This is a genomic window from Martinezella hainanensis, assembly GCF_900094555.1.
In the GTDB taxonomy this organism is placed as follows: Bacteria; Pseudomonadota; Alphaproteobacteria; order Rhizobiales; family Rhizobiaceae; genus Rhizobium; species Rhizobium hainanense.
On sequence record NZ_FMAC01000002.1, the window covers coordinates 709,833 to 731,416 of the forward strand.

At 58.9% G+C, this 21,584-nt stretch carries 22 protein-coding genes; 10 read left to right on the forward strand and 12 right to left on the reverse strand.

Annotated elements, in window-relative coordinates:
• Positions 1 to 56: 56 nt before the first annotated feature.
• The 4 genes from GA0061100_RS09910 to GA0061100_RS09925 all read right to left on the reverse strand — a co-directional run bounded on the left by GA0061100_RS09910 (position 57) and on the right by GA0061100_RS09925 (position 4,320).
• Complete coding sequence (locus GA0061100_RS09910) at positions 57 to 830, reverse strand: amino acid ABC transporter ATP-binding protein (protein WP_015339774.1); 774 nt, start codon at positions 828 to 830, stop codon at positions 57 to 59.
• A gap of 18 nt (positions 831 to 848) precedes the next feature.
• Positions 849 to 2,003 (reverse strand): amino acid ABC transporter permease, encoded by a 1,155-nt coding sequence (locus tag GA0061100_RS09915; RefSeq protein WP_075852487.1) that lies wholly within the window; start codon positions 2,001 to 2,003, stop codon positions 849 to 851.
• A gap of 1 nt (position 2,004) precedes the next feature.
• A complete protein-coding gene (locus GA0061100_RS09920) occupies positions 2,005 to 3,198 on the reverse strand; it encodes an amino acid ABC transporter permease (protein WP_075852488.1) in 1,194 nt (397 codons plus the stop codon).
• A gap of 96 nt (positions 3,199 to 3,294) precedes the next feature.
• A complete protein-coding gene (locus tag GA0061100_RS09925; protein WP_075852489.1) occupies positions 3,295 to 4,320 on the reverse strand; it encodes an amino acid ABC transporter substrate-binding protein in 1,026 nt (341 codons plus the stop codon).
• Positions 4,321 to 4,691: 371 nt separating this feature from the next.
• Between GA0061100_RS09925 and GA0061100_RS09930 the strand changes: the two genes are divergently transcribed.
• On the forward strand, positions 4,692 to 5,882 hold the full coding sequence (locus GA0061100_RS09930; protein ID WP_075852490.1) for a cystathionine beta-lyase: 1,191 nt from the start codon (positions 4,692 to 4,694) through the stop codon (positions 5,880 to 5,882).
• Here GA0061100_RS09930 and GA0061100_RS09935 read toward each other — a convergent pair whose 3' ends face one another.
• Together GA0061100_RS09935 and GA0061100_RS09940 are read right to left on the reverse strand one after the other, a co-directional pair.
• Positions 5,883 to 7,046, reverse strand: coding sequence for an FAD-dependent monooxygenase (locus tag GA0061100_RS09935; RefSeq protein ID WP_075852491.1), 1,164 nt, complete (start codon positions 7,044 to 7,046; stop codon positions 5,883 to 5,885).
• A 29-nt stretch (positions 7,047 to 7,075) separates the two neighbouring features.
• Complete coding sequence (locus GA0061100_RS09940; protein WP_075852492.1) at positions 7,076 to 7,321, reverse strand: zinc-finger domain-containing protein; 246 nt, start codon at positions 7,319 to 7,321, stop codon at positions 7,076 to 7,078.
• 201 nt (positions 7,322 to 7,522) lie between these two features.
• On the opposite strand from GA0061100_RS09940, the gene GA0061100_RS09945 reads away from it, so the two are divergent.
• Positions 7,523 to 8,308: an alpha/beta fold hydrolase gene (locus GA0061100_RS09945; protein WP_075852493.1), complete on the forward strand. Its 786-nt coding sequence runs from the start codon at positions 7,523 to 7,525 to the stop codon at positions 8,306 to 8,308.
• 92 nt (positions 8,309 to 8,400) lie between these two features.
• On the opposite strand, the gene GA0061100_RS09950 is transcribed toward GA0061100_RS09945, so the two are convergent.
• Positions 8,401 to 9,201: an enoyl-CoA hydratase-related protein gene (locus GA0061100_RS09950; protein WP_075852666.1), complete on the reverse strand. Its 801-nt coding sequence runs from the start codon at positions 9,199 to 9,201 to the stop codon at positions 8,401 to 8,403.
• A 76-nt stretch (positions 9,202 to 9,277) separates the two neighbouring features.
• Between GA0061100_RS09950 and cysE the strand changes: the two genes are divergently transcribed.
• The 5 genes from cysE (at position 9,278) to clpA (ending at position 14,364) form a co-directional block, all read left to right on the forward strand.
• Positions 9,278 to 10,141: a serine O-acetyltransferase gene (gene cysE, locus GA0061100_RS09955; RefSeq protein ID WP_075852494.1), complete on the forward strand. Its 864-nt coding sequence runs from the start codon at positions 9,278 to 9,280 to the stop codon at positions 10,139 to 10,141.
• A gap of 124 nt (positions 10,142 to 10,265) precedes the next feature.
• On the forward strand, positions 10,266 to 10,469 hold the full coding sequence (locus tag GA0061100_RS09960) for a DUF3126 family protein (protein WP_015339784.1): 204 nt from the start codon (positions 10,266 to 10,268) through the stop codon (positions 10,467 to 10,469).
• Between the two features lie 350 nt (positions 10,470 to 10,819).
• Entirely contained in the window at positions 10,820 to 11,185 is a 366-nt protein-coding gene (locus GA0061100_RS09965) for a phasin family protein (RefSeq protein WP_075852495.1), read from the forward strand.
• Between the two features lie 286 nt (positions 11,186 to 11,471).
• Positions 11,472 to 11,825: an ATP-dependent Clp protease adapter ClpS gene (gene clpS / locus GA0061100_RS09970; protein ID WP_041677877.1), complete on the forward strand. Its 354-nt coding sequence runs from the start codon at positions 11,472 to 11,474 to the stop codon at positions 11,823 to 11,825.
• A 10-nt stretch (positions 11,826 to 11,835) separates the two neighbouring features.
• Complete coding sequence (gene clpA / locus GA0061100_RS09975; RefSeq protein WP_075852496.1) at positions 11,836 to 14,364, forward strand: ATP-dependent Clp protease ATP-binding subunit ClpA; 2,529 nt, start codon at positions 11,836 to 11,838, stop codon at positions 14,362 to 14,364.
• Positions 14,365 to 14,453: 89 nt separating this feature from the next.
• On the opposite strand, the gene GA0061100_RS09980 is transcribed toward clpA, so the two are convergent.
• The 5 genes from GA0061100_RS09980 to GA0061100_RS10000 form a co-directional block, all read right to left on the reverse strand.
• On the reverse strand, positions 14,454 to 14,744 hold the full coding sequence (locus tag GA0061100_RS09980; RefSeq protein ID WP_075852497.1) for a Dabb family protein: 291 nt from the start codon (positions 14,742 to 14,744) through the stop codon (positions 14,454 to 14,456).
• Positions 14,745 to 14,757: 13 nt separating this feature from the next.
• Positions 14,758 to 15,186, reverse strand: a complete 429-nt coding sequence (locus tag GA0061100_RS09985) for an HIT family protein (protein WP_075852498.1) — start codon at positions 15,184 to 15,186, stop codon at positions 14,758 to 14,760.
• Between the two features lie 41 nt (positions 15,187 to 15,227).
• Positions 15,228 to 16,415 (reverse strand): GNAT family N-acetyltransferase, encoded by a 1,188-nt coding sequence (locus tag GA0061100_RS09990; protein ID WP_075852499.1) that lies wholly within the window; start codon positions 16,413 to 16,415, stop codon positions 15,228 to 15,230.
• 123 nt (positions 16,416 to 16,538) lie between these two features.
• A complete protein-coding gene (locus GA0061100_RS09995; protein ID WP_075852500.1) occupies positions 16,539 to 17,258 on the reverse strand; it encodes a glycerophosphodiester phosphodiesterase in 720 nt (239 codons plus the stop codon).
• A complete protein-coding gene (locus GA0061100_RS10000) occupies positions 17,258 to 17,725 on the reverse strand; it encodes a RidA family protein (protein ID WP_075852501.1) in 468 nt (155 codons plus the stop codon). The genes GA0061100_RS09995 and GA0061100_RS10000 overlap by 1 nt, the downstream gene beginning before the upstream one ends.
• A 135-nt stretch (positions 17,726 to 17,860) precedes the next feature.
• On the opposite strand from GA0061100_RS10000, the gene GA0061100_RS10005 reads away from it, so the two are divergent.
• The 3 genes from GA0061100_RS10005 (at position 17,861) to GA0061100_RS10015 (ending at position 21,561) form a co-directional block, all read left to right on the forward strand.
• A complete protein-coding gene (locus tag GA0061100_RS10005) occupies positions 17,861 to 18,688 on the forward strand; it encodes a cell envelope integrity EipB family protein (RefSeq protein ID WP_075852502.1) in 828 nt (275 codons plus the stop codon).
• 213 nt (positions 18,689 to 18,901) lie between these two features.
• Positions 18,902 to 19,981 (forward strand): toxic anion resistance protein, encoded by a 1,080-nt coding sequence (locus GA0061100_RS10010; RefSeq protein ID WP_075852503.1) that lies wholly within the window; start codon positions 18,902 to 18,904, stop codon positions 19,979 to 19,981.
• A 5-nt stretch (positions 19,982 to 19,986) separates the two neighbouring features.
• The gene (locus tag GA0061100_RS10015; protein WP_075852504.1) at positions 19,987 to 21,561 is read left to right on the forward strand and encodes a VWA domain-containing protein; all 1,575 of its coding nucleotides are present in this window, start codon (positions 19,987 to 19,989) and stop codon (positions 21,559 to 21,561) included.
• Positions 21,562 to 21,584: the final 23 nt, after the last annotated feature.

The window sequence follows — 21,584 nt, forward strand, 5'->3', positions numbered from 1 at the left end:
GAAAAACCCGCCGGCTGCGTGGCAGCGGCGGGTTCTTGCATTCGATCTACGCCGGATCAGTGCAGGATCTGGCTGAGGAAAAGCTTGGTGCGCTCATGTTGCGGATTGTCGAAGAATTCCTTCGGCGAATTCTGTTCGACGATCTGCCCCTGGTCCATGAAGATGACGCGGTTGGCGACCTGGCGGGCAAAGCCCATTTCGTGGGTCACGCACAGCATCGTCATGCCTTCTTCGGCAAGGCCAACCATGGTGTCGAGCACTTCCTTGATCATTTCCGGGTCGAGCGCCGAGGTCGGCTCGTCAAACAGCATGATCTTCGGGTTCATGCAGAGCGAGCGGGCGATCGCCACGCGCTGCTGCTGGCCGCCGGAAAGCTGGCCGGGATACTTCTTCGCCTGTTCCGGAATCTTGACGCGGGTGAGGAAGTGCATGGCGATTTCTTCCGCCTGCTTCTTCGGCATCTTGCGCACCCAGATCGGCGCCAGCGTGCAGTTTTCCAGAATGGTCAGATGTGGGAAGAGGTTGAAGTGCTGGAACACCATGCCGACTTCGCGACGCACTTCATCGATCTTCTTCAGGTCGTTCGTCAGCTCGACGCCGTCAACGATGATCTGGCCCTTCTGGTGTTCTTCCAGGCGGTTGATGCAGCGGATCATCGTCGATTTGCCCGAGCCGGAAGGGCCGGCAATGACGATGCGCTCGCCGCGCATGACCTTGAGGTTGATATCGCGCAGCACGTGGAAGTCGCCATACCACTTGTTCATGTTGATCATGTCGACCGCGACTTCTGTCTCGGAGACGGTCATTTTTTTCGATTGGGCTTCAGCCATTTTGTATTTCCCTCAATTTTATCGCTTGTGGCCGGTGTCGAGATGGCGTTCCACAAAGCCTGAATAGCGCGACATGCCGAAGCAGAACAGCCAAAAAACGAAGCCGGCGAAAACAAGACCCGTTACGGGGGTCACCGCACTTGCCCAAGTGGCATCCGCGAAGTTCTGACGGACGATGCCAAGCAGGTCGAACATGCCGATGATCGCCACGAGCGACGTGTCCTTGAACATGCCGATGTAGGTGTTGACGATGCCGGGGATGACCAGCTTGATCGCCTGCGGCAGAATGATCAGCCGCATCTTCTGCCAGTAGCCGAGGCCGAGCGAGTCAGCGCCCTCGAACTGGCCCTTGGGTATCGCCTGCAGGCCGCCGCGAATGACTTCCGCCATATAGGCAGAGGTGAAGATCGCAACGCCGACGACGGCGCGCAACAGCTTATCGACAGTCCAGCCCTGCGGCATGAACAGCGGCAGCATGTAGCTGGCCATGAACAGCACCGTGATCAACGGCACGCCGCGGATGATTTCGATGAACGACACGCAGAGCATGCGGACGACGGGCATCTTGGAGCGACGGCCGAGCGCGAGCACGATGCCGAAGGGGAAGGAGACTGCGATCGCAACGAAGGCGATCACCAGCGTCACCAGCAGGCCGCCCCATCTTTCCGTTTCGACGGTCTCAAGGCCGAAGCCCCCGTGGAGCAGGAAGAACGAAACAACCGGCAGCACGAAGAACGCCAGGATAGCGTTCAATCCCTTCCTGGGAACGGACGGTATCAGCAGCGGTGCGAAGCTGACGACCATCAGGATGCAGACGAGTATCGGCCGCCAGCGCTCGTCCGGCGGATAAAGGCCGAACATGAAGATGGCGAATTTCGCGCGGACGAAGGCCCAGCAGGCGGCATTCCAGCCGTCCGGCTGCGTTCCGCCTTGAACCGTGGTGGCGCAGAAGGTGCGGTCGGTTCCGCTCCAGACTGCATTTATGAACAGCCAGTTGACCAGATGCGGGATCGTCCAGGCCAGAAAGGTGACGGCAAGCACGGTCAGGACGATGTCCTTCGGCGTGGCAAACAGGTTCTTTTTCAACCAGTGCCACATGCCCTTTTCGCTGGCGGGTGCTGGCTGAGCCACGAGCAGTGTCTTGCTGACGAAGTGTTGATCTACGCTCGACATCCTATCTCTCCACCAGGGCCATCTTGGCGTTGAACCAGTTCATGAACAGCGACGTTACGATGCTCAGGGCGAGATAGATGATCATCCAGATGATGACGACTTCGACGGCTCGGCCGGACTGATTGAGGATCACGCCGCCGACGGCGACGAGATCGGCATAGCCGATGGCGATGGCGAGGGACGAGTTCTTGATCAGATTGAGATATTGGCTCGTCAGCGGTGGAATGATGATGCGCATTGCCTGCGGTATGATGATCAGCCGGTTGATGGCTGACGCCCGCAGACCAAGTGCACCTGCCGCTTCCGATTGCCCCTTCGGCACGCCACGGATGCCGGCACGAACGATCTCGGCAATATAGGATGCGGTGTAAAGGGAAAGGGCGAGGAGAAGCGCGAGGAACTCCGGTCCTATGACCGTGCCTCCCGTCAGGTTGAACTTGCCGGCGATGGGGTAATCGAAGGAAAGCGGCATGCCGGTCACAAGGAAGACCAGCAACGGCAGGCCGATCAATATGCCGATCGACACCCAGATCGTGTGGAATTGCTGGCCGGTTGCCACCTGGCGCTTGTGCGCCCAGCGCGCCACAAAAAAGACCGCGGCTATGGCGACGAGGAAGGCAATGCCGACTGCCCACATGCCTGCACCGAAGATCGGGCTCGGGAAGGCGAGGCCGCGATTGCTGAGATAGCTGGAGAACGGCAGATGCACAGCATCGCGCGCCTGCGGCAGCAACACCAGAACGCCGCTGTACCAGAAGAAGATGACGAGCAGGGGCGGGATGTTGCGGAAGATTTCGACATAGGCCTGGGAGAGCTTCGCAATCAGCCAATTATGCGAAAGTCTGCCGATGCCGATGACGAAGCCGACGACCGTCGCAGCAATAATGCCCACCACCGAAATCAAGAGTGTGTTGAGCACGCCGACGAGAAGGGCGGTGGCGTTGGTCGAATCGCTGGAATAGGGAATCAGCGCTTGTCCCAGGTTGAAGCCGGCGCGCCCTTCGAGAAAACCAAAGCCGAATGAGCGGTTCAATGCGCGCAGGTTATCGATGGTATTCGTGACGATAAACCAGCAGAGCCCCGCGAGAATGACGATGGTAAGCGCCTGATAGAAGGCGCCCCGAACTTTGGGGTCGTACAACGCCGCCGATAAGGCTGAACGCTCGCCTTCAGGCGAGTTTACAGTAATTGCCATATAGAGTTTTTCCCCAATGTGCCTGTTTCAGGCTTGTTTTCTTGAGGGGAGAAAGGCGGATTGCCGCCTTTCTCTGGAAGTCTGGTCGTTTGCGACTTAGCGGACCGGAGGCGCGTACTGGATACCGCCCTTGTTCCACAGGGCATTGAGGCCGCGAGCGATTTTCAACGGGCTGCCTGCGCCGATGTTGCGGTCGAAGACTTCGCCGTAGTTACCGACGCCCTTGATGATGTTGTAGGCCCAGTCATTGGTCAGGCCGAGGTCGGTGCCGATGGTGGAGCCCTGCTCGGCGCCGAGGAAGCGCTTGATGTCCGGGTTAGCCGAACCCTTCATCTCGTCGACGTTCTTCTGCGTGATGCCGAATTCTTCGGCGTTCACGAGCGCATAGGCCGTCCAGCTGACGATGTTGAACCACTGGTCGTCGCCCTGGCGAACGGCCGGGCCGAGCGGCTCCTTGGAGATGATCTCAGGCAGAACGACGTTGTCGTCCGGGTTCTTCAAGGTCAGGCGCAGAGAGTAGAGACCGGACTGGTCGGTCGTATAGACGTCGCAACGGCCGGAATCATAGGCCGTGTTGACTTCTTCGAGCTTGTCGAAGACGACCGGATTGTACTGCAGGTTGTTGGTCTTGAAGTAGTCTGCGAGGTTCAGCTCGGTCGTCGTGCCGGACTGGACGCAGATGGCAGCACCCGACAGTTCGAGCGCCGACTTCACGTTCAGCTCCTTGCGGACCATGAAGCCCTGGCCGTCATAATAGGTGACAGGACGGAACTTGAGGCCGAGCGCGGTGTCGCGGTTGATGGTCCAGGTCGTGTTACGGGAAAGCACATCGATTTCACCGGACTGCAGCGCGGTGAAACGGTCTTTGGCGCTGAGAGGCGTGTATTTCACCTTGGTCGGATCGCCGAATACGGCGGAAGCGACAGCCTTGCAGAAGTCGATATCGAAGCCCGCCCAGTTACCGGACGCGTCCGGCTGCGCGAAGCCGAGAAGGCCCGTATTCACGCCGCATTGAACGAAGCCCTTGGCCTTTACGTCGCTCAGCGTCGACGCCGAAGCGCCCGACGCGGTGTAAGCCAAGGCTGCGACTCCGAGGAATGCGGAGAGAGCAATCTTTTTCATTTTCCCTACCTTTGTCTCTTTGTTTTATAGTTAAAGTGTATCGCGTCCGAAGCAGGTTCCTGGAGAACCGTGTTCCTTCCCTTCCCGGTGCGAGTGGTGCTATCACAGTCGCAAATGGTGTAGCGGTCAAGAGATCGCCCCGATTATTGCGGATTTATTCGGCATTTTCGCCGCGCGCTGTCGAAAAATGGGCATTTGGCGTCAAAATGAGCGGTGTTTTGCCAAAAATCTGCGCGAAAATGCGGTTTCCTTCACTATTTTCGTTATTTTAGCCTTCTAATAATATGTGGTGTCGGAATGATCGGGGTTGACCCCACTGGACTTGGCCGCCACAAATCCAGCTTCCTACAGCGCCAAAGGCATATCCGGACATGAAAGACAAAGACAACTTCCTGCACAACGCCGGCATCAACACGCGTTTGTCCCATATCGGCAATTCGCCCTTTGATTATCACGGCTTCGTCAATCCACCCGTGGTGCATGCTTCGACGGTGCTGTTCCCCAATGCCCGGGTGATGGAGACGCACGACCAGAAATATACCTATGGCACGCGCGGCACGCCGACGACGGATGCGCTATGCGAGGCGATGGATGCGCTGGAAGGGTCGGCTGGAACGGTTATCGTGCCATCCGGGCTTGCGGCAGTCACCGTGCCGTTCCTTGCCTACTTGTCCGCCGGCGATCACGCGCTGGTCGTTGATTCGGTTTACGGCCCCACGCGCTTCTTCTGCGATACCATGCTGAAGCGCCTCGGCATCGAGGTGGATTATTACGATCCGCTTGTCGGCGCCGGCATCGAGCAACTGATCAAGCCGAACACCCGGTTGGTTCATACCGAAGCGCCAGGCTCCAACACCTTCGAAATGCAGGATATTCCGGCGATTTCCGCTGCAGCTCACCGCCACGGCTGTGTCGTCACCATGGACAATACCTGGGCGACGCCGCTCTATTTCAAGCCGCTTGATCACGGTGTCGACGTTTCCATCCACGCGGTGACGAAGTATCCGGCCGGCCATTCCGATATTCTGATGGGAACCGTGTCGGCCAATGAGACGCACTGGAAGCAGCTGCTCGATGCGCATGGCCAGCTCGGCATTTGCGGCGCGCCTGATGATGCCTATCAAGTACTGCGCGGTTTGCGCACCATGGGCGTACGCCTGGAGCGTCACCAGGAAAGCGCTCTGGCGATCGCACAGTGGCTTGAGGGCAGGGAAGAAGTCGCCCGCGTGCTGCATCCAGCCCTGCCAAGCTTCCCGGGTCACGATCTTTGGAAGCGTGACTTCAAGGGTGCAAGCGGCATCTTCTCTTTCGTTCTCGCCGTCGACGATCCACAGAAGTTCAAGGTGAAGGCGCACGCCTTCCTTGATGCCTTGCGTATTTTCGGTCTCGGCTACTCCTGGGGCGGCTTCGAAAGCCTTGCCTTGCAGGTCAACCTCAACGACCGGCGCGTGACCAAGGCTCCAAAGGAGGGGCCAGTCATCCGCCTGCAGATCGGCCTGGAAGACGTCGCCGATATCAAGGCGGATATCGAAAAGGGCTTTGCTGCAGCCAAAGCGGTCTGATCAGCCGATGGCGCGATAGCCGTAGATCCAGTCCATGTCCGCCGCGAGGCTTTGCGGCGGGCGAAGTGAGAGAACGAGATCGCGCGCCAGGCGGATCGGGCCGCGGGCGTGATAGGCAAATTGATTGAAGGCTGCACGCTGGCGCAGGCGAGCGATCCGCGGCGCTCGATGCTTTTCATGGAGCTCGAAGGCTTGCGCCGGTGATCGGGCCGAAAGCAGTCCGGCGAGTTCGAAGGCGTCCTCGATCGCCATGGCCGCGCCCTGAGCCGCAAACGGCATCATCGCATGTGCAGCGTCCCCGATCAGGATCGTATCGCTGCCATTGTGCCACCGGCCGTCCTTCATTTCATAGAGCGGCCAGAAGCTCGCCTGTTGCTGGGCTTCGAGCATTTGCAGGATCGTTGCGTTCCAGCCGGAAAAGCCTCGCAGCATCTGCTCGCGCTGCGTTTTGCTGCCGGCGGCACCCCAATCGCGGTTGGCGCTGCTGCCGGAGACGATGGCGACGATGTTAAAGGCTGCATTTTCACGGATGGGATAGCAGACGAGATGGCTGGAAGGCCCGAGAAACGCCGTGACGCTGGTCTTGTCCAGGATGCCCGGTGCCGCCGCCTCGGCAATCGAGAAGCGCCAGGCAATATTGCCGGAGAAGAGCGGCGAGGGCGCTCCAGGCACCATCGCATGCGCCTTTGACCAAACGCCATCGGCACCGATGACGAGATCGAATTCTCTTCCGGCCATCTCCTCGAGCGCCCGCTTGTTTCTGATATCGATCTGCCGGCCGAGATGCAGCCTGCAGAGCTCATTGGAGTTCACGGCTTCGAGAAGCGCTTTCTGCAGGGTCGCCCGATGCGCGGTGCCATAGGGCGCGCCCCATCGCTCTCTTGCAAATTTTCCACAGGGAACGGATGCAACGGGACGCAGCGCCGAGCCGGATACGAGCCGAACTTCCTCCGGCTCCAGCCAAACGGACCGAAGCTTGACGAGTACGCCAAGCGTATCGAGGATGCGAGAAGCATTCGGTGAAATCTGCAAGCCGGCGCCGACTTCGGTCAGCACCTCTGCCTGTTCGAAAATGTCGGAGGCAATGCCATGTCTCGCCAGCGCCAGCGCCGCCGTCAATCCGGCTATTCCGGCGCCGATGATTGCGGCTGCTTTGATCGGCATGTCCCTATGTCCGATCGAAGGCTACGCTATCACGCTGCCTTGAAATGGAAGACGCAGCCAGCCGGGTTGGTCTGGTCCGCCTTCAGCGACGGATTGTAGCGGTAAAGCGTCGAGCAGTAGGAGCAGACCTTCTCGCTCTCGTCGCCGAGATCGATGAAGATGTGCGGATGATCATAGGGAATCGAGGCGCCGGTGCACATGAATTCCTTCACGCCGATTTCGATGACGCGATGTCCGCCGTCGTTCTGGAAATGGGGAATATTATGGCCGGCCATGATGATCTCCGAATGCGTCTTGCCGAAAGCGGCATGAATGTTGCGCCAGACTTGGTAGCCCCTCTTTATAATCCTTCTTCCCGATTGTGTAGTGCGAAAGTCCGGCTTGATGCAGAGATTTTCGCAGGCTTAGGGTTCATTTGGTATCACCGATAAAATATGGTCCGGCGCCGACAGGATCTAGCTTGCAAAGACAAAGCCATGAATTTGAATGCTCCCCCGATGTCCCATTTTGTCCGAGACGGATTGAAGCTCGCCTTTTTCGATGAAGGCGATCCGAACGGCCCGCCGGTGCTGCTCATTCACGGTTTCGCTTCGACTGCGATTGCCAACTGGGTCAATCCCGGTTGGCTGAAGACGCTCGGTGAGGCGGGTTATCGTGTCATTGCCATCGACAATCGCGGCCACGGTTTGAGTGACAAGCTCTATGATGCCGATGTCTACCATCCCTGGATCATGGCCGAGGATGCCCTTGCCCTTCTTGACCATCTGGGCATCTCCGAGGCGCACGTCATGGGCTATTCCATGGGCGCCCGCGTTTCGACCTTCATGGCCATCGCGCATCCCGATCGCGTCCGCTCGCTGGTGCTGGGGGGCCTTGGTATCGGCATGGTCGAGGGCGTCGGTGACTGGGACCCGATCGCCGATGCGCTGGTTGCGCCCTCGCTCGACGATGTCACCCATGCGCGCGGCCGCATGTTCCGCGCTTTTGCCGAGCAGACGAAAAGCGACCGGCAGGCGCTGGCCGCCTGTATCCAGGGCTCGCGCGATCTGGCGGCAAGAGAGGATGTGGCGAAGATCGAGGCGCCGACCTTGATTGCAGTCGGCACCAAGGACGATATCGCCGGCTCCGGTCATGAACTCGCCGCTTTGATGCCGAACGCCGAGGCCATAGACATTCCGAACCGTGATCACATGCTCGCTGTCGGCGACAAGATCTTCAAGGCGGCGGTTCTGGAATTCTACCAGCGTCTCGACAGGCGCTAGAGCAATTCCAGGAAAAGTGCGCAGCGGTTTTCCGTCCGGAGTTGCGTAAAAAAAGAGATAGAGCGATGCCGCGAACGAGGAATCGCTCTAGGTCACTTGCCGGTGAAGTGCGGCTTTCGTCGCTCCGCAAAGGCGGCGCGACCCTCCGCATAATCGGCGCTGTCGAAAGTCTCGGCGCCGATCACTTCCGCTTCGCGCAGCAAGTCACCATCCTGCTCGATGACGGCGCGGATCGCGAGCTTCGAGGCATGCAGCGCAATAGGTGCATTGGCGGCAATCGCATGGGCGAGGGCGGATACTTCCTGATCGAACGCATCAACCTCGATTTCCTCCAGAAGAAAGCCGGCGGCAACCATCTTCTCGCTCGACATCGGAGCACCGGTGAATAGCGTGACCTTGGCCATCTGCGGCCCGAGCGCGTTGACGATATCCTGCACGGCGTCGGCGGGATAGGCGATGCCGAGGCGAACGGCGGGCACGGAAAACCGTGCGCCTCTTTCGGCGATGCGCAGATCACAGGCGGCAGCAAGCCCGAAGCCGCCGCCGTAGCAGATGCCTCGGATTGCTGCTATCGTCGGTACGCGGCAGTGGCGGATGGCGGTAAAGGCCTGGCTGTTCAGCGCTTCATAGGCGACCGCCGTCTCGGAATTCTTGCGCACGCTGTCGAATTCGCTGATATCGGCGCCGGCCGAAAAGTCCGCGCCTGTGCCGCGCAGGATGATCACATGCGCATGCGCTTCATCGGTCAGAATGCGCGCTGCCTGTGGGATGGCGCGCCACATGGCGGCTGTCACGGCATTCTTTCTATCGGGATTGCTGATCGTGATCGTGCCTATGGCATCGCCGCATGTCGCGCGAATGGACCCCCCGGCAAAGTCATGCTCGAAATTCATGCGCGACCAACCCATTTGTCTTGTGTGGCATTTATTCTATATAATGCACCCCTGACAGAAAATCGGGAGACCGCCAATGGTCGCAGCAACGGATATTCGCCAGGTAGAAGGCTTGGGCGCGGTGAAGGTCATGGACCCGATCTGGGACAGCATGCGCGAGGAAGCACGCGCTGCTGCCGCACAGGACCCACTGCTTGCCGCTTTCCTCTATTCGACGATCATAAATCATCGCTCGCTGGAGGAATGCGTCATCTATCGCATCTGCGAGCGCCTCGACCATCCGGACCTGCAGGCCATCCTCCTGCGGCAGACCTTCGAGGAAATGCTGGCCGACTGGCCGGAATGGGGATCGATCCTTCGTGTCGATATCCAGGCCGTCTACGATCGCGATCCGGCCTGCCTGAGGTTCCTGGAGCCCGTGCTCTATTTCAAGGGCTTCCATGCGCTGCAGACGCACCGCCTCGCGCACTGGCTCTATAATCGCGGCCGCCGCGATTTCGCGCTTTATCTGCAGAGCCGATCCTCCAGCGTCTTCCAGACCGACATCAATCCGGCGGCGCGTATCGGCAAGGGCATCTTCCTCGATCACGCGACCGGCCTTGTGGTGGGCGAAACGGCCGTGATCGGCGATAACGTCTCGATCCTGCATGGCGTCACGCTTGGCGGCACCGGCAAGGAAGGCAGCGACCGCCACCCGAAGATCGCCCATGGCGTCTTGATCGGCGCGGGAGCCAAGATCCTCGGCAATATCCAGATTGGCCATTGCTCGCGCATCGCCGCCGGCTCGGTGGTACTGAAGGAAGTACCCGCCAAGACGACCGTTGCCGGCGTGCCGGCCAAGGTGGTCGGAGAAGCAGGGTGTTCGGAACCCTCACGCTCGATGGACCAGCTCTTGGCCGAGCAATTGGTCGTGGATCAGATCATGGGCGCGGGAATCTAGGAAAATCCAGACTGACTTTCGGAGGCTTGCGCTGTCGCTGGGGAGCTATGCGCGGTTCCGGTCTTTACACCGCCGCTTTTCCTATGCAAGAAGCGGCCAACCGAGATCCTCACGGAGAAGCATTGTGAAGCCAGAAGAAATCAAGAAACTCGACGCCTATTTCAAGCGCACGTTCAACCCGCAGGTCGTGGTGAAGGCTCGCCCGCGCAAGAACGATTCGGCTGAAGTCTATCTCGGTGAAGAGTTTCTGGGTGTCGTCTACATTGACGACGAAGATGGCGATCGCTCCTATAATTTCTCGATGGCCATCCTGGACGTCGATCTCTGATTATATCGGTCGCGTATAGCGATTGAATATCGGGCCGTATTTCATTGAAATACGGCCTTTTTCTTTGGCAATCGCCAATTTGATCATTCCGTGGCCGTTCTGATCTACGGTAGCTTCTTTGAGCTAAATGCCAATATTTTAATCAAAGCCTGTGGTTGCAGGCGCAATGATATATATTAGGAAAAACAAAATGATGCGGCGCACTCACTGTTGCTGACATTGCGTTGTCATTCGAAATGCAACCAAGAGGTGATATTGCGTCGCACAAGACTACTTGACTAATTGTGCGTCGCATTTAACCTTTATCCCTGTAAACCGGCCGCCGGCCGGCCAACAAGGGACGGAGAAGCATGTTCAATTTCGATGAAGCAAACAAGAAGGGCAAGGAAGCCATGGACACGGCGCTGAAGAGCTATTCCGATGTCACCAAGGGCTTTCAGGCGATTGCTGCTGAAGCTGCTGAATACTCCAAGAAGTCGTTCCAGGATGGCGTTGCACATTTCGAAACGCTCGCCGGCGTCAAGAGCTTCGAAGCTGCCTTCGAACTGCAGAGCAGCTATGTGAAGTCCTCCTACGAAAACTTCGTCGCTGAAGCCACGAAGCTCGGCGAAATGTATGCCGATCTCGCCAAGAACGCCTACAAGCCTTACGAAGCGCCCGTTGCGGCTGCGACGAAGGCTGCCAGCAAGGCAGCAGCAACGGCGACCGCCGCTTAAACTTTCGCCGAAAGGCAAAATTTCCGGAAAGGCCGGCTGCGCGATGCGTGGCCGGTCTTTTGCGTTTTGGCGCGCTGAACCGGACGTGACGATATGCAGCGACTTTTTTGACCGCAGCCCGTTTTGTCAGCGAATTGTGATTGCAGTGTCCCGCAAGGGGCTTAAAATCACGCCAATATGAACTAAGTTAGAGGTTCGGATATCCGGCCCGACCAAGTGAAGAAACCAACCCAGTGCCAAGTCGGAATGCGATAGCTTCTGCCGGATGATTTGAGGAACGAATGAAATGATCGCTGAGCCGATCCGGATGCAAAACAACAGCGAAAGGAACGGGGACAACGGAAACCGTGGGACCTCGGTCATCACACGTACCAAGCCCAAGACCAAAAAACCGAACCTGTATCGCGTGCTGCTTCTGAATGACGACTATACGCCCATGGACTTCGTGATCCATATCCTGGAGCGTTTCTTCCAAAAGGATCTAGAAGGTGCCACCCGCATCATGCTTCATGTCCACAACCATGGCGTGGGCGAATGCGGGATATATACATATGAAGTAGCCGAAACGAAGGTGAGCCAGGTGATGGACTTTGCCCGGCAGCACCAGCATCCGCTGCAATGTGTTATGGAAAAGAAGTGAGGATCTGAACGTGCCAACATTTTCGCCTAGTCTTGAGAAGGCGCTGCATCAGGCACTGACCTACGCGAACGAGCGGCATCACGAGTATGCCACGCTGGAACATCTGCTTTTGGCGCTGGTAGACGACGCCGACGCCGCAGCTGTCATGGGCGCGTGCAATGTTGATCTCGACGCGCTCCGTAAGACTCTGACTGAATACGTCGATAATGAACTCTCCAACCTGGTCACGGGCTATGACGAGGACTCGAAGCCGACCTCCGGCTTCCAGCGCGTCATCCAGCGCGCCGTGATCCATGTACAATCTTCCGGCCGCGAGGAAGTGACGGGTGCCAATGTTCTCGTCGCGATTTTCGCCGAACGGGAAAGCCATGCGGCCTTCTTCCTGCAGGAGCAGGAAATGACCCGCTACGACGCGGTCAACTATATCTCGCACGGCATCGGCAAGCGCCCGGGTTCCTCCCAGACCCGCACGCCGCGCGGCGCCGAGGAAAGCGAATCCGAAAGCAAGCCGACCTCCCGCGGCGAGCAGGAGGAAGGGAATGGCAAGAAGCAGCAGGACGCGCTGAAGGCCTATTGCGTCAACCTCAACGAGAAGGCCAAGAACGGCAAGATCGATCCGTTGATCGGCCGTCACTCGGAGGTCAACCGGACCATCCAGGTGCTGTGCCGTCGCTCGAAGAACAATCCGCTCTATGTCGGTGATCCCGGCGTCGGCAAGACGGCGATTGCCGAAGGCCTTGCCAAGCGTATCGTCGAGGGCAAGGTTCCCGAAGCTCTGGCCGATGCCACGATCTTTTCGCTCGATATGGGCACGCTGCTTGCCGGCACCCGTTATCGCGGCGATTTCGAGGAACGTCTGAAGCAGGTCGTCAAGGAACTCGAAGAATATCCGGGCGCCGTGCTGTTCATCGACGAGATCCACACCGTCATCGGTGCGGGCGCGACTTCCGGCGGTGCGATGGATGCATCGAACCTGCTGAAGCCGGCTCTTTCCTCGGGGGCGATCCGTTGCATCGGTTCGACCACCTATAAGGAATATCGTCAGTTCTTCGAGAAGGACCGGGCACTCGTACGCCGCTTCCAGAAGATCGACGTCAACGAGCCGAGCATCGAGGATGCCATCGAAATCATGAAGGGCCTGAAGCCCTATTTCGAAGAGTATCATCATCTGCGCTACTCGAACGACGCCATCAAGTCGGCTGTCGAGCTGTCGGCTCGTTATATCTCCGACCGCAAGCTGCCGGACAAGGCGATCGACGTCATTGACGAGACGGGTGCCGCGCAAATGCTGCTGCCGCCGTCGAAGCGCCGCAAGCTGATCACCGAGCGCGAGATCGAGGTCACGATCGCGACCATGGCCCGCATTCCGCCGAAGACGGTTTCCAAGGATGACGAGATGGTTCTCGCCAACCTCGAACAGGAACTGCGTTCGGTCGTCTACGGCCAAGATACGGCAATCGAAGCGCTGTCGACCTCGATCAAGCTGGCACGCGCCGGCCTGCGCGAGCCGAACAAGCCGATCGGCTGCTACGTCTTCTCCGGCCCCACCGGCGTCGGCAAGACGGAAGTCGCCAAGCAGCTTGCTTCCTCGCTCGGCGTCGAACTGCTGCGCTTCGACATGTCGGAATACATGGAGCGTCATACGGTTTCCCGTCTGCTCGGTGCACCTCCCGGCTATGTCGGCTTCGACCAGGGCGGCCTCCTGACCGATGGCGTCGACCAGCATCCGCACAGCGTGGTTTTGCTCGACGAAATCGAGAAGGCGCATCCGGATATCTTCAATATCCTGCTGCAGGTCATGGACCATGGCGCGCTGACCGACCACAACGGCAAGAAGATCGACTTCCGCAACGTCATCCTGATCATGACGACCAATGCGGGCGCTTCGGAAATGGCCAAGGCCGCCATCGGCTTCGGTTCGTCCAAGCGCACGGGCGAGGACGAAGAGGCTCTCAACCGGATGTTCACGCCGGAATTCCGCAACCGTCTGGATGCGGTCATTCCCTTCGCGCCGCTGCCGACCACGGTCATCCACAAGGTCGTGCAGAAGTTCATCATGCAGCTGGAAGCACAGCTTTCGGAACGCAACGTGACCTTCGACCTGCACGAGGACGCCATCGCCTGGCTGTCCGAGAAGGGCTACGACGACAAGATGGGCGCCCGTCCGCTGGCGCGTGTCATCCAGGAAAACATCAAGAAGCCGCTGGCGAACGAAATCCTTTTCGGCAAGCTGAAGAAGGGTGGCGTCGTCACCGTCACGGTCGGCAAGAAGGAAGACGGTTCAACCGGCATCCTGCTCGATGCGACTGCCGATACTGCGCCGATCCGGCCGAAGCCGGAGGCCGAAGTCGGTGAACAGCATGTCGAGGTGGAAGAGGATGACGGCGACACCACCGTCAAGGCCAGAAGCCGTGCCGGCAAGGCTGCAACGGCAGCCGACAGCCGCCGCTCGGCCAAGGCCTCGACGTTGAGCGACGAGTCCGAGGGCAAGTCGCCGCGCAAGGGCGGTGGCACGGTTCCAAAGGTTCCGCGCAAGTAGTCGCCGGCCGGTGATGTAAGAAAAATGAAAGGCTGCATTGGAGACAACGCAGCCTTTTTATATGCTTATTTGAATGTATTAATATAATGCTAGAGGTTCGTGTAGTCGATTTCGAGAAAGGCTACGACTTCAGGCAACCATCGATCCCTGACGAAAGCGACATGGTCAGGGTGGACGTTGTAGGCGTCGTAACCTGACTGGTCATCGAATTCCATCGAGAAGCCGAAGGTAAAGTCGTTTTTCGGGCTCGTCTGCCGAAGCTGCTCGAAGTTCCGGACGCTCGGTATCTTCTCCAGAACAAGAGCGTCCTTGAGAAAGCTGGCCTCTTCAGCCGAGCCGGCTTCGTGTTTCAGGCGGAAGGCGACGGTATGGCGAATCATCTGCCTCTCCAGTTCAGGCCAGCGCTTCGATGATCTTCCTGGCGTTTTCCGCCAGCACCGCACCATCCTCCATCTTGCCCGAATGCGGCTTCAGCGCGACGCCTTCAAGCCGCGGGATGACGTGGAAATGGAGATGGAACACGGTCTGGCCGGCCGATGGCTCATTGAACTGGGCAATATAGACGCCATCGGCATCGAAGGCTTCCTGAACCGCTATGGCGATTTTTTGGACAACCGTGATCGCCTGCTGCAAGGCAGCCGGATCGGCGTCGAGAATATTGCGCGAGGGTGCCTTCGGCACGACAAGCGTATGGCCGGGCGACTGCGGCATCACGTCCATGAAGGCGACTGTGTGCTCATCCTCATAGACACGGTAGGACGGGATATCGCCCTTCAGGATCTTTGCGAAGATATTGTTGTCGTCATAGGCGGGGCTGGTCATCCAGTGTCTCCTCGTCTTGCGTTTGTGTTTGCTTCGAATGGTTAGATATCTTGCCGCTCACCCTTGCGGAAGGGGCTGTGCTCGGTGAGGATTTCGCTCATTTCCTCCACCTGTTCCCGCTCGTGCTTTAGATAGTCGGCAACGGCGCGTCGCAGGCCCTGGTGGCCGATATAGTGCGCCGAATGGGTGATGACGGGAAGATAGCCGCGCGCCAGCTTGTGCTCGCCCTGCGCGCCGGCTTCCACCCGTTTCAATCCCTTGTTCAGCGCGAAATCGATCGCCTGATGATAGCAGACCTCGAAATGCAGGAAGGGATGATCTTCGATGCAGCCCCAGTGCCGGCCGTACAGTGTCTCGCCGCCGATGAAATTGATGGCGCCGGCGATATAGCGGCCCTCGCGCTTGGCCATGACGAGCAAGACATCGTCAGGCATGCGTTCGCCGATCAGCGAATAGAATTTCCGCGTGAGATAGGGGCGGCCCCATTTGCGGCTGCCGGTATCCATATAGAAGGCGAAGAATTGGTCCCAGATGTTTTCGGTGAGATCGCTGCCGGTCAGCCAGTCGATGGTAATGCCGTGCTCGACTGCCGCGCGCCGCTCCTTCTTCAGCGCCTTGCGCTTGCGCGACGCCAGTGTCTCCAGAAAAGCGTCGTGATCGGCATAGCCTTCGTTGATGAAGTGGAACTGCTGATCGGTGCGATGCAGATAGCCATCGCCTTCGAAGACCGAAGCTTCGTCTTCGGGCAGGAAGGTGATGTGCGCGGAGGAAACGCCGAGCTGCCGGGTGACTTCCTTGAGGCTTTCGGCCAGCGCCGGCTGCAGCGCGCTGCGGTCCTGCCCCTCGGCAACGAGCAGCCGTGGCCCGGTGGCGGGCGTGAAGGGAATGGAGCATTGCAGCTTCGGATAATAGCGGCCGCCAGCCCGTTCGAAGGCATCGGCCCAGCCATGGTCGAAGACATATTCGCCCTGGCTATGGCTCTTCAGGTATCCCACGACGGCGCCGAGCAATTCGCCGCCATCGGTTTCCAGTAGCAGGTGATTGCCGAGCCACCCGGTCTTGTCGGTGGCGGAGCCGGACTCCTCCAGCGACGAAAGGAAGGCGTGCGAGACAAAGGGATTGTATGGCAGCACGCTGCCGGTTCTGGCCGCTCCGGCCAGCTTCGACCAGCTCTCCCGGGCGATATTCTTGAAGGATCGTTCGACTCGAATGGATAATTCGTCTGTCATCAAACTCTTGCGCTAAGAAGGAAGGGAGGGCTCTCACCGCTGCGCCATGCGTCCGATGGGACGCGCCACAGGCGCAGCGATAATTTGGGTTTGCGCAAAGCCTCTCCTTCAGTCGATCCCGATTTACGAGACTATGCGCGGGTCAAAACCTTCGAAGGTCATCTGGTCTGCATTGGCAAATGTATGTTTGCGGGCCGCTTCGTCGCGCACGGTCCAGGTGATGACCGGAATACCGCGCTGGCGCTGCGCCGTGACAAAGGGGTTCGGCAGGTGGCCGTAGAAGTACGAAATGAAGTCTAGCCCAAGATGCATGGCTTCGTCATGCTGAAAAAACGTCTCAGGCTTGTTTCCTTCAGCCGTCAGTCCCACAGGGTAGGGTGCATCGAGCGCCTTGAGGTCCTTGAGCAGCCAATGGTCGAAGCTCATCAGGGCCACATGTCCCTTGTAGCCTTCGAGCACTTCAAGAACGGATTCCGCAAAGCCATCATCGTCGCCTTCGCGTCCCTTCAGCTCCAGCACCAGCGGCACCTTACCGTCGCAAAGTCGCAGGAGCTGCTTCAGCGTCGGGATCTTGTCCTTGGTGCCGCCGATTGACAGCAGGCCGAGTTCGGCCGAGGTGCGCTCGCGCACTTCGCCCGGCAGGTTGCAGACGCGCTGCAGATCGTCGTCATGGAAGACGACCGGAACGCCGTCCGAGGCATAATGCAGGTCGCACTCGATGGCGAAACCCGCTTCGATGGCGCGGCTGAAGGCTGAGAGCGTGTTCTCCCAGACTTGGCCGTTCATGTCATGATAGCCGCGGTGAGCGACGGGACGTTCGGTCAACCAGGCAAGCTTGCTCATCAGGCAATTTCCAGAATGGCATCGATTTCGACGGCGGCATTGAGCGGCAGGGCTGCCATGCCGACGGCGGCGCGGGCATGCTTGCCAGCTTCGCCCAGTACATTTGCCAGAAGATTGGAAGCGCCGTTGATCACAAGGTGTTGTTCGACGAAATCAGGCGTCGAGGCAACGAAGCCGTTCAGCTTGATCAGGCGCTTGACGCGGCCGAGATCGCCGCCGAGAGCAGCCTTCGCCTGGGCGAGAATGTTGATGGCGCAGAGTTCGGCAGCGCGCTGGCCGCCGGCAACGTCGACGTCCTTGCCGAGATGGCCCGTCACGCCGATCTTGCCGTTTTCCATCGGCAGCTGGCCCGAGAGATAGAGGAGATTGCCGCTGATGACGTAGGGAACGTAGTTGGCGGCCGGTGCCGCAGCCTGCGGCAGAACGATGCCGAGTTCCTTCAGGCGGCCCTCAATAGCGTCGGACATTTTCATCTCCCGTTTTGTTGTAAAAACTTCAAAAATCCGGCATCAAGACTAAATTCCGTCACTTAGGATCGGCAGCCTCGTTTCAGCCGAAAGCGTTCTTATAACATCGCGTGCGAGTCCAACAGGAGATAATGAATGTTCCGCTCGAGTCTTGCTGCTACTGTCATTTCGGGGCTGAGCATTCTGTCTTTGGGGACTTCTGCTGCCTATGCCGCCGGTGCGAGCGGACTGATTGCGCATCGCGCCGTTTATGATCTCGAGTTGAAGGATGCCTCCGATCGGTCCGGCATTTCCGGCATGGTAGGCCGCATGGTCTATGAGTTCGAAGGCTCCGATTGCACGGGCTTCACCACCAATTTCCGCTTCGTGACGAAGATCGATACCGGTGATTCCACCCGCGTCAGCGACCAGCAGACCACGACGTTCGAGGATCTCAGCAAGCGCCTGTTCCGCTTCGAGACCAAGTCCTATACCGACAGCCAGCTCGACAAGGACGTACGCGGTGCCGCAAGCGACGACCAGAAGGGCATAAAAGTCGATCTCACCCAGCCGCACAACAAGCAGGTCCAGATCATCGAAAGCCGCTTCCCGACGGAGCATATGCTCGACATCATCCACAATGCGAAGCTCGGCAAGAATTTCTTCGAGGCGCAGGTCTTTGACGGTTCCGATGACGGCGACAAGCCGTTGATCGCGACCACTGTCGTCGGAAAGGAGCAGACACCGGCCAAGGATGATCCCGATGCCGACAAGGCTGGCGCCTTTGCCACGACGCCTTTCTGGCCGGTGACCGTGGCTTATTTCAATGAAAAGTCCACGGGCGACGCCATGCCCGTCTATCGCATGTCCTTCAAGCTCTATGAGAACGGCATCACGCGCGATCTGACCATGGACTACGGCGACTTCGTGCTGACCGGCAAGCTCACCAAGCTCGAGGTTCTCGATAACAAGGCGTGTCAATAGCTCTTCTGCGGTGCGGCTCCCGGCGTGAAATCTCTGTCATAAAACTGTGATCCAAGTTTCACTATTGTGTGAAATGATCGGCACGCAGAGGTAAGCGTTACTTCCCTTTGTTTCGATCTTGAATTGCAGTGGGGCGCGCGGGGGCATCGTCTTGGGGGCGATTGGCAATTTTTGCGGTCGGCTCCCTAGTCTATGGACGAGAAAGCACGACCTATGAGCAATACCGATATATCAGCCGGCTCCAACAATACGCTGCCGGCTGTCACAGCCGACCCGACGGAAATCGCCCGCATCGGCGACAGCATCGATATCACCGACCGCGCCGGCATCTCGGTCTATGGCGATCGCGCCCAGCAAGCCGTTTCCGACTATTCCGATCGTATCCTGCGCGAGGTGCGCAATCGCGATCTCGGCGAAGTCGGCAAGCTGCTGACCGATATCATCGTCAAGTCGAAGAAGCTCGATCCGGCCTCACTGAAGGACGAGGGTTTCCTGTCACGGATGTTTTCCTCGTTCAGGGCCAAGCTGGAGCGCTTCAAGGAGCAGTTCGAGGATGTCGCCGGCCAGATCGACCGCATTGGCCTCGAGCTCGATCGGCACAAGGACATCCTGCGCCGGGATATTGCTCTCCTCGACGATCTGCATGAGGAGACAAAGCAATCTATCGTGCAGCTCGATGCCTATGTGCAGGCTGGCAAGGATTTCGCCGAGCGTTTTCGCGCGACCGACCTTCCCCGACTGAAAAGTGCCGCCGATGCAGCCTCGGCCAATCCCGGCGGCGGCATGCTGGAGGCGCAGATCTATCAGGACAGCCTCCAGGCGCTCGACCGTCTGGAAAAGCGCATATTCTACCTGCAGCAGGCCCGCCAGCTCGGCATCCAGCAATTGCCGCAGATCAGAATCGTTCAGGCCGGTGATGAAACGCTGATCGAGAACCTGCAGGCAACATCGGCGCTGACCGTACCGGCCTGGAAGCAGAAGATGGTGATTCTGCTCGGCCTGACCCAGCAGAAATCCGCGCTTGAACTGCAGAAGACCGTCACCGACGCCACGAACGACATGATCCGCCAGGCATCGAAAATGATGAAGGATCAGGCGATCGCCATAGAACAGCAATCGCAGCGCGGTATCGTCGATATCGACACGCTTGCCGCCGCCAATCGCGACCTGATCGACACGATCGGTGGTGTCCTGAAGGTGCAGGAAGATGGCCGCGCCAAGCGGGCCGAGGCCGAACAGCGAATGCAGAAAATGACCATCGAGCTCAAGAAAGCAATGATCGAGGCGCGGTAATTCGCATGACAATCCGCACATTCGTTACCGGCCTGACGCTCGTGGCAGCTCTCGCGCTGAGCGGCTGCGACGTCGGCGGGCAAGGCCCGAAATTCTCGATCATCTCCGGCTCGGAAAACACGGTTCTTCAGCCGATCGTCGAGGAATTCTGCAAGGAAAAGAAGGCGACCTGCAGCTTCAGCTATGAAGGCACGCTGGATATCGGCCTGGCGCTCCAGAGCGAGCAGGGCGTCGAGCAGGATGCCGTCTGGCCGGCGTCTGGCGTCTGGGTCGATATGTTCGATACAAAGCGCCGGGTGAAGTCGCTGACGTCGGTCGCGCAGATGCCCGTCATTCTCGGCGTGCGCAAATCCAAGGCCGAGGCGCTCGGTTGGGTCGGCAGGCCGGTCTATATGAAAGACATATTGGCGGCGGTGAAGAACGGCTCGCTGAAATTTCTCATGACATCGGCGACGCAATCCAATTCCGGCGCCAGCGCCTATCTGGCCATGCTGTCGAGCGCACTCGGCAACAAGCCGGTCATCGAGCCTGGCGATCTCGACAAGCCCGATGTCCAGGGCGCGGTTCGCGGGCTACTTGCCGGTGTCGAGCGTTCCTCGGGCTCGTCCGGCTGGCTTGCGGATCTCTACACGGATTCGGCCGGCAAGGGCGTGCTCTATGACGCCATGTGGAACTACGAGGCGATCCTGAAGGAAACCAACGACAAGCTGACCGGCATGGGCAAGGAGCCGCTTTACGCAATCTACCCGGCCGATGGCGTCGTCGTTGCCGATTCGCCGATCGGCTTCGTAGATCACGGGCGAGGGCAGGAGGTTGAGACCTTCTTCAATCAGCTCGTCGACTATTTGCGCTCCGCCCCGGTGCAGAAGCGCATCGCCGATACCGGGCGTCGCATTCCCCTTTCCGATATCGCCGCCAAGCCGGACCCGACATGGAACTTCGATCCGACCCGGATCGTGACGGCTATCCGCATGCCGGAGCCCGCCATGATCCGCCAGGCGCTGGATCTCTATCAGGTTGCATTGCGCAAGCCGTCGCTGACCGCCCTCTGCCTCGATTTTTCGGGCTCGATGGCGGGCAAGGGCGAGGAACAGCTCCAGGCGGCCATGCAGTTCCTGTTCAATCCGGATGAAACAGGCAAGGTTCTGGCGCAATGGACGCCTGCCGATCGCATCATGGTCATTCCCTTCGACGCCAATGTGCGAACGACCTTTGAGGGCACGGGAAATCCGGCTCAGCAGAAAATGCTGGTCGACAAGGTTTCTCACCAGCGCGCCGGCGGCGGCACGGACATGTATGCCTGCGCGAGCCGGGCGCTTGACTGGATGAAGGGCACAGGAGATCTGTCATCCTATCTGCCGGCAATCGTCATCATGACCGATGGAAAGTCTGATGATGCCAATGGCGATTTCATGAGCCGGTGGGCGGCGGTCAACCCGCATGTGCCCGTGTTCGGTATCACCTTCGGCGATGCGGATAAGCGGCAGCTCGATGCGCTCGCGCAGGAAACCGCGGCGCGTGTCTTCGATGGCCGCGGTGATCTGGTCAGCGCATTCCGGGCAGTGCGCGGCTATAACTAGGGCACTTCTGCTTTGAACGAAGC

What these genes read in the sequence shown, in the direction of transcription:
- GA0061100_RS09910 (WP_015339774.1), bottom strand. Translation starts at nt 830, where the DNA reads ATGGCTGAAGCCCAATCGAAAAAAATGACCGTCTCCGAGACAGAAGTC.
- GA0061100_RS09915 (WP_075852487.1), bottom strand. Translation starts at nt 2,003, where the DNA reads ATGTCGAGCGTAGATCAACACTTCGTCAGCAAGACACTGCTCGTGGCT.
- GA0061100_RS09920 (WP_075852488.1), bottom strand. Translation starts at nt 3,198, where the DNA reads ATGGCAATTACTGTAAACTCGCCTGAAGGCGAGCGTTCAGCCTTATCG.
- GA0061100_RS09925 (WP_075852489.1), bottom strand. Translation starts at nt 4,320, where the DNA reads ATGAAAAAGATTGCTCTCTCCGCATTCCTCGGAGTCGCAGCCTTGGCT.
- GA0061100_RS09930 (WP_075852490.1), top strand. Translation starts at nt 4,692, where the DNA reads ATGAAAGACAAAGACAACTTCCTGCACAACGCCGGCATCAACACGCGT.
- GA0061100_RS09935 (WP_075852491.1), bottom strand. Translation starts at nt 7,046, where the DNA reads ATGCCGATCAAAGCAGCCGCAATCATCGGCGCCGGAATAGCCGGATTG.
- GA0061100_RS09940 (WP_075852492.1), bottom strand. Translation starts at nt 7,321, where the DNA reads ATGGCCGGCCATAATATTCCCCATTTCCAGAACGACGGCGGACATCGC.
- GA0061100_RS09945 (WP_075852493.1), top strand. Translation starts at nt 7,523, where the DNA reads ATGAATTTGAATGCTCCCCCGATGTCCCATTTTGTCCGAGACGGATTG.
- GA0061100_RS09950 (WP_075852666.1), bottom strand. Translation starts at nt 9,201, where the DNA reads ATGAATTTCGAGCATGACTTTGCCGGGGGGTCCATTCGCGCGACATGC.
- cysE (WP_075852494.1), top strand. Translation starts at nt 9,278, where the DNA reads ATGGTCGCAGCAACGGATATTCGCCAGGTAGAAGGCTTGGGCGCGGTG.
- GA0061100_RS09965 (WP_075852495.1), top strand. Translation starts at nt 10,820, where the DNA reads ATGTTCAATTTCGATGAAGCAAACAAGAAGGGCAAGGAAGCCATGGAC.
- clpS (WP_041677877.1), top strand. Translation starts at nt 11,472, where the DNA reads ATGATCGCTGAGCCGATCCGGATGCAAAACAACAGCGAAAGGAACGGG.
- GA0061100_RS09980 (WP_075852497.1), bottom strand. Translation starts at nt 14,744, where the DNA reads ATGATTCGCCATACCGTCGCCTTCCGCCTGAAACACGAAGCCGGCTCG.
- GA0061100_RS09985 (WP_075852498.1), bottom strand. Translation starts at nt 15,186, where the DNA reads ATGACCAGCCCCGCCTATGACGACAACAATATCTTCGCAAAGATCCTG.
- GA0061100_RS09990 (WP_075852499.1), bottom strand. Translation starts at nt 16,415, where the DNA reads ATGACAGACGAATTATCCATTCGAGTCGAACGATCCTTCAAGAATATC.
- GA0061100_RS09995 (WP_075852500.1), bottom strand. Translation starts at nt 17,258, where the DNA reads ATGAGCAAGCTTGCCTGGTTGACCGAACGTCCCGTCGCTCACCGCGGC.
- GA0061100_RS10000 (WP_075852501.1), bottom strand. Translation starts at nt 17,725, where the DNA reads ATGTCCGACGCTATTGAGGGCCGCCTGAAGGAACTCGGCATCGTTCTG.
- GA0061100_RS10005 (WP_075852502.1), top strand. Translation starts at nt 17,861, where the DNA reads ATGTTCCGCTCGAGTCTTGCTGCTACTGTCATTTCGGGGCTGAGCATT.
- GA0061100_RS10010 (WP_075852503.1), top strand. Translation starts at nt 18,902, where the DNA reads ATGAGCAATACCGATATATCAGCCGGCTCCAACAATACGCTGCCGGCT.
- GA0061100_RS10015 (WP_075852504.1), top strand. Translation starts at nt 19,987, where the DNA reads ATGACAATCCGCACATTCGTTACCGGCCTGACGCTCGTGGCAGCTCTC.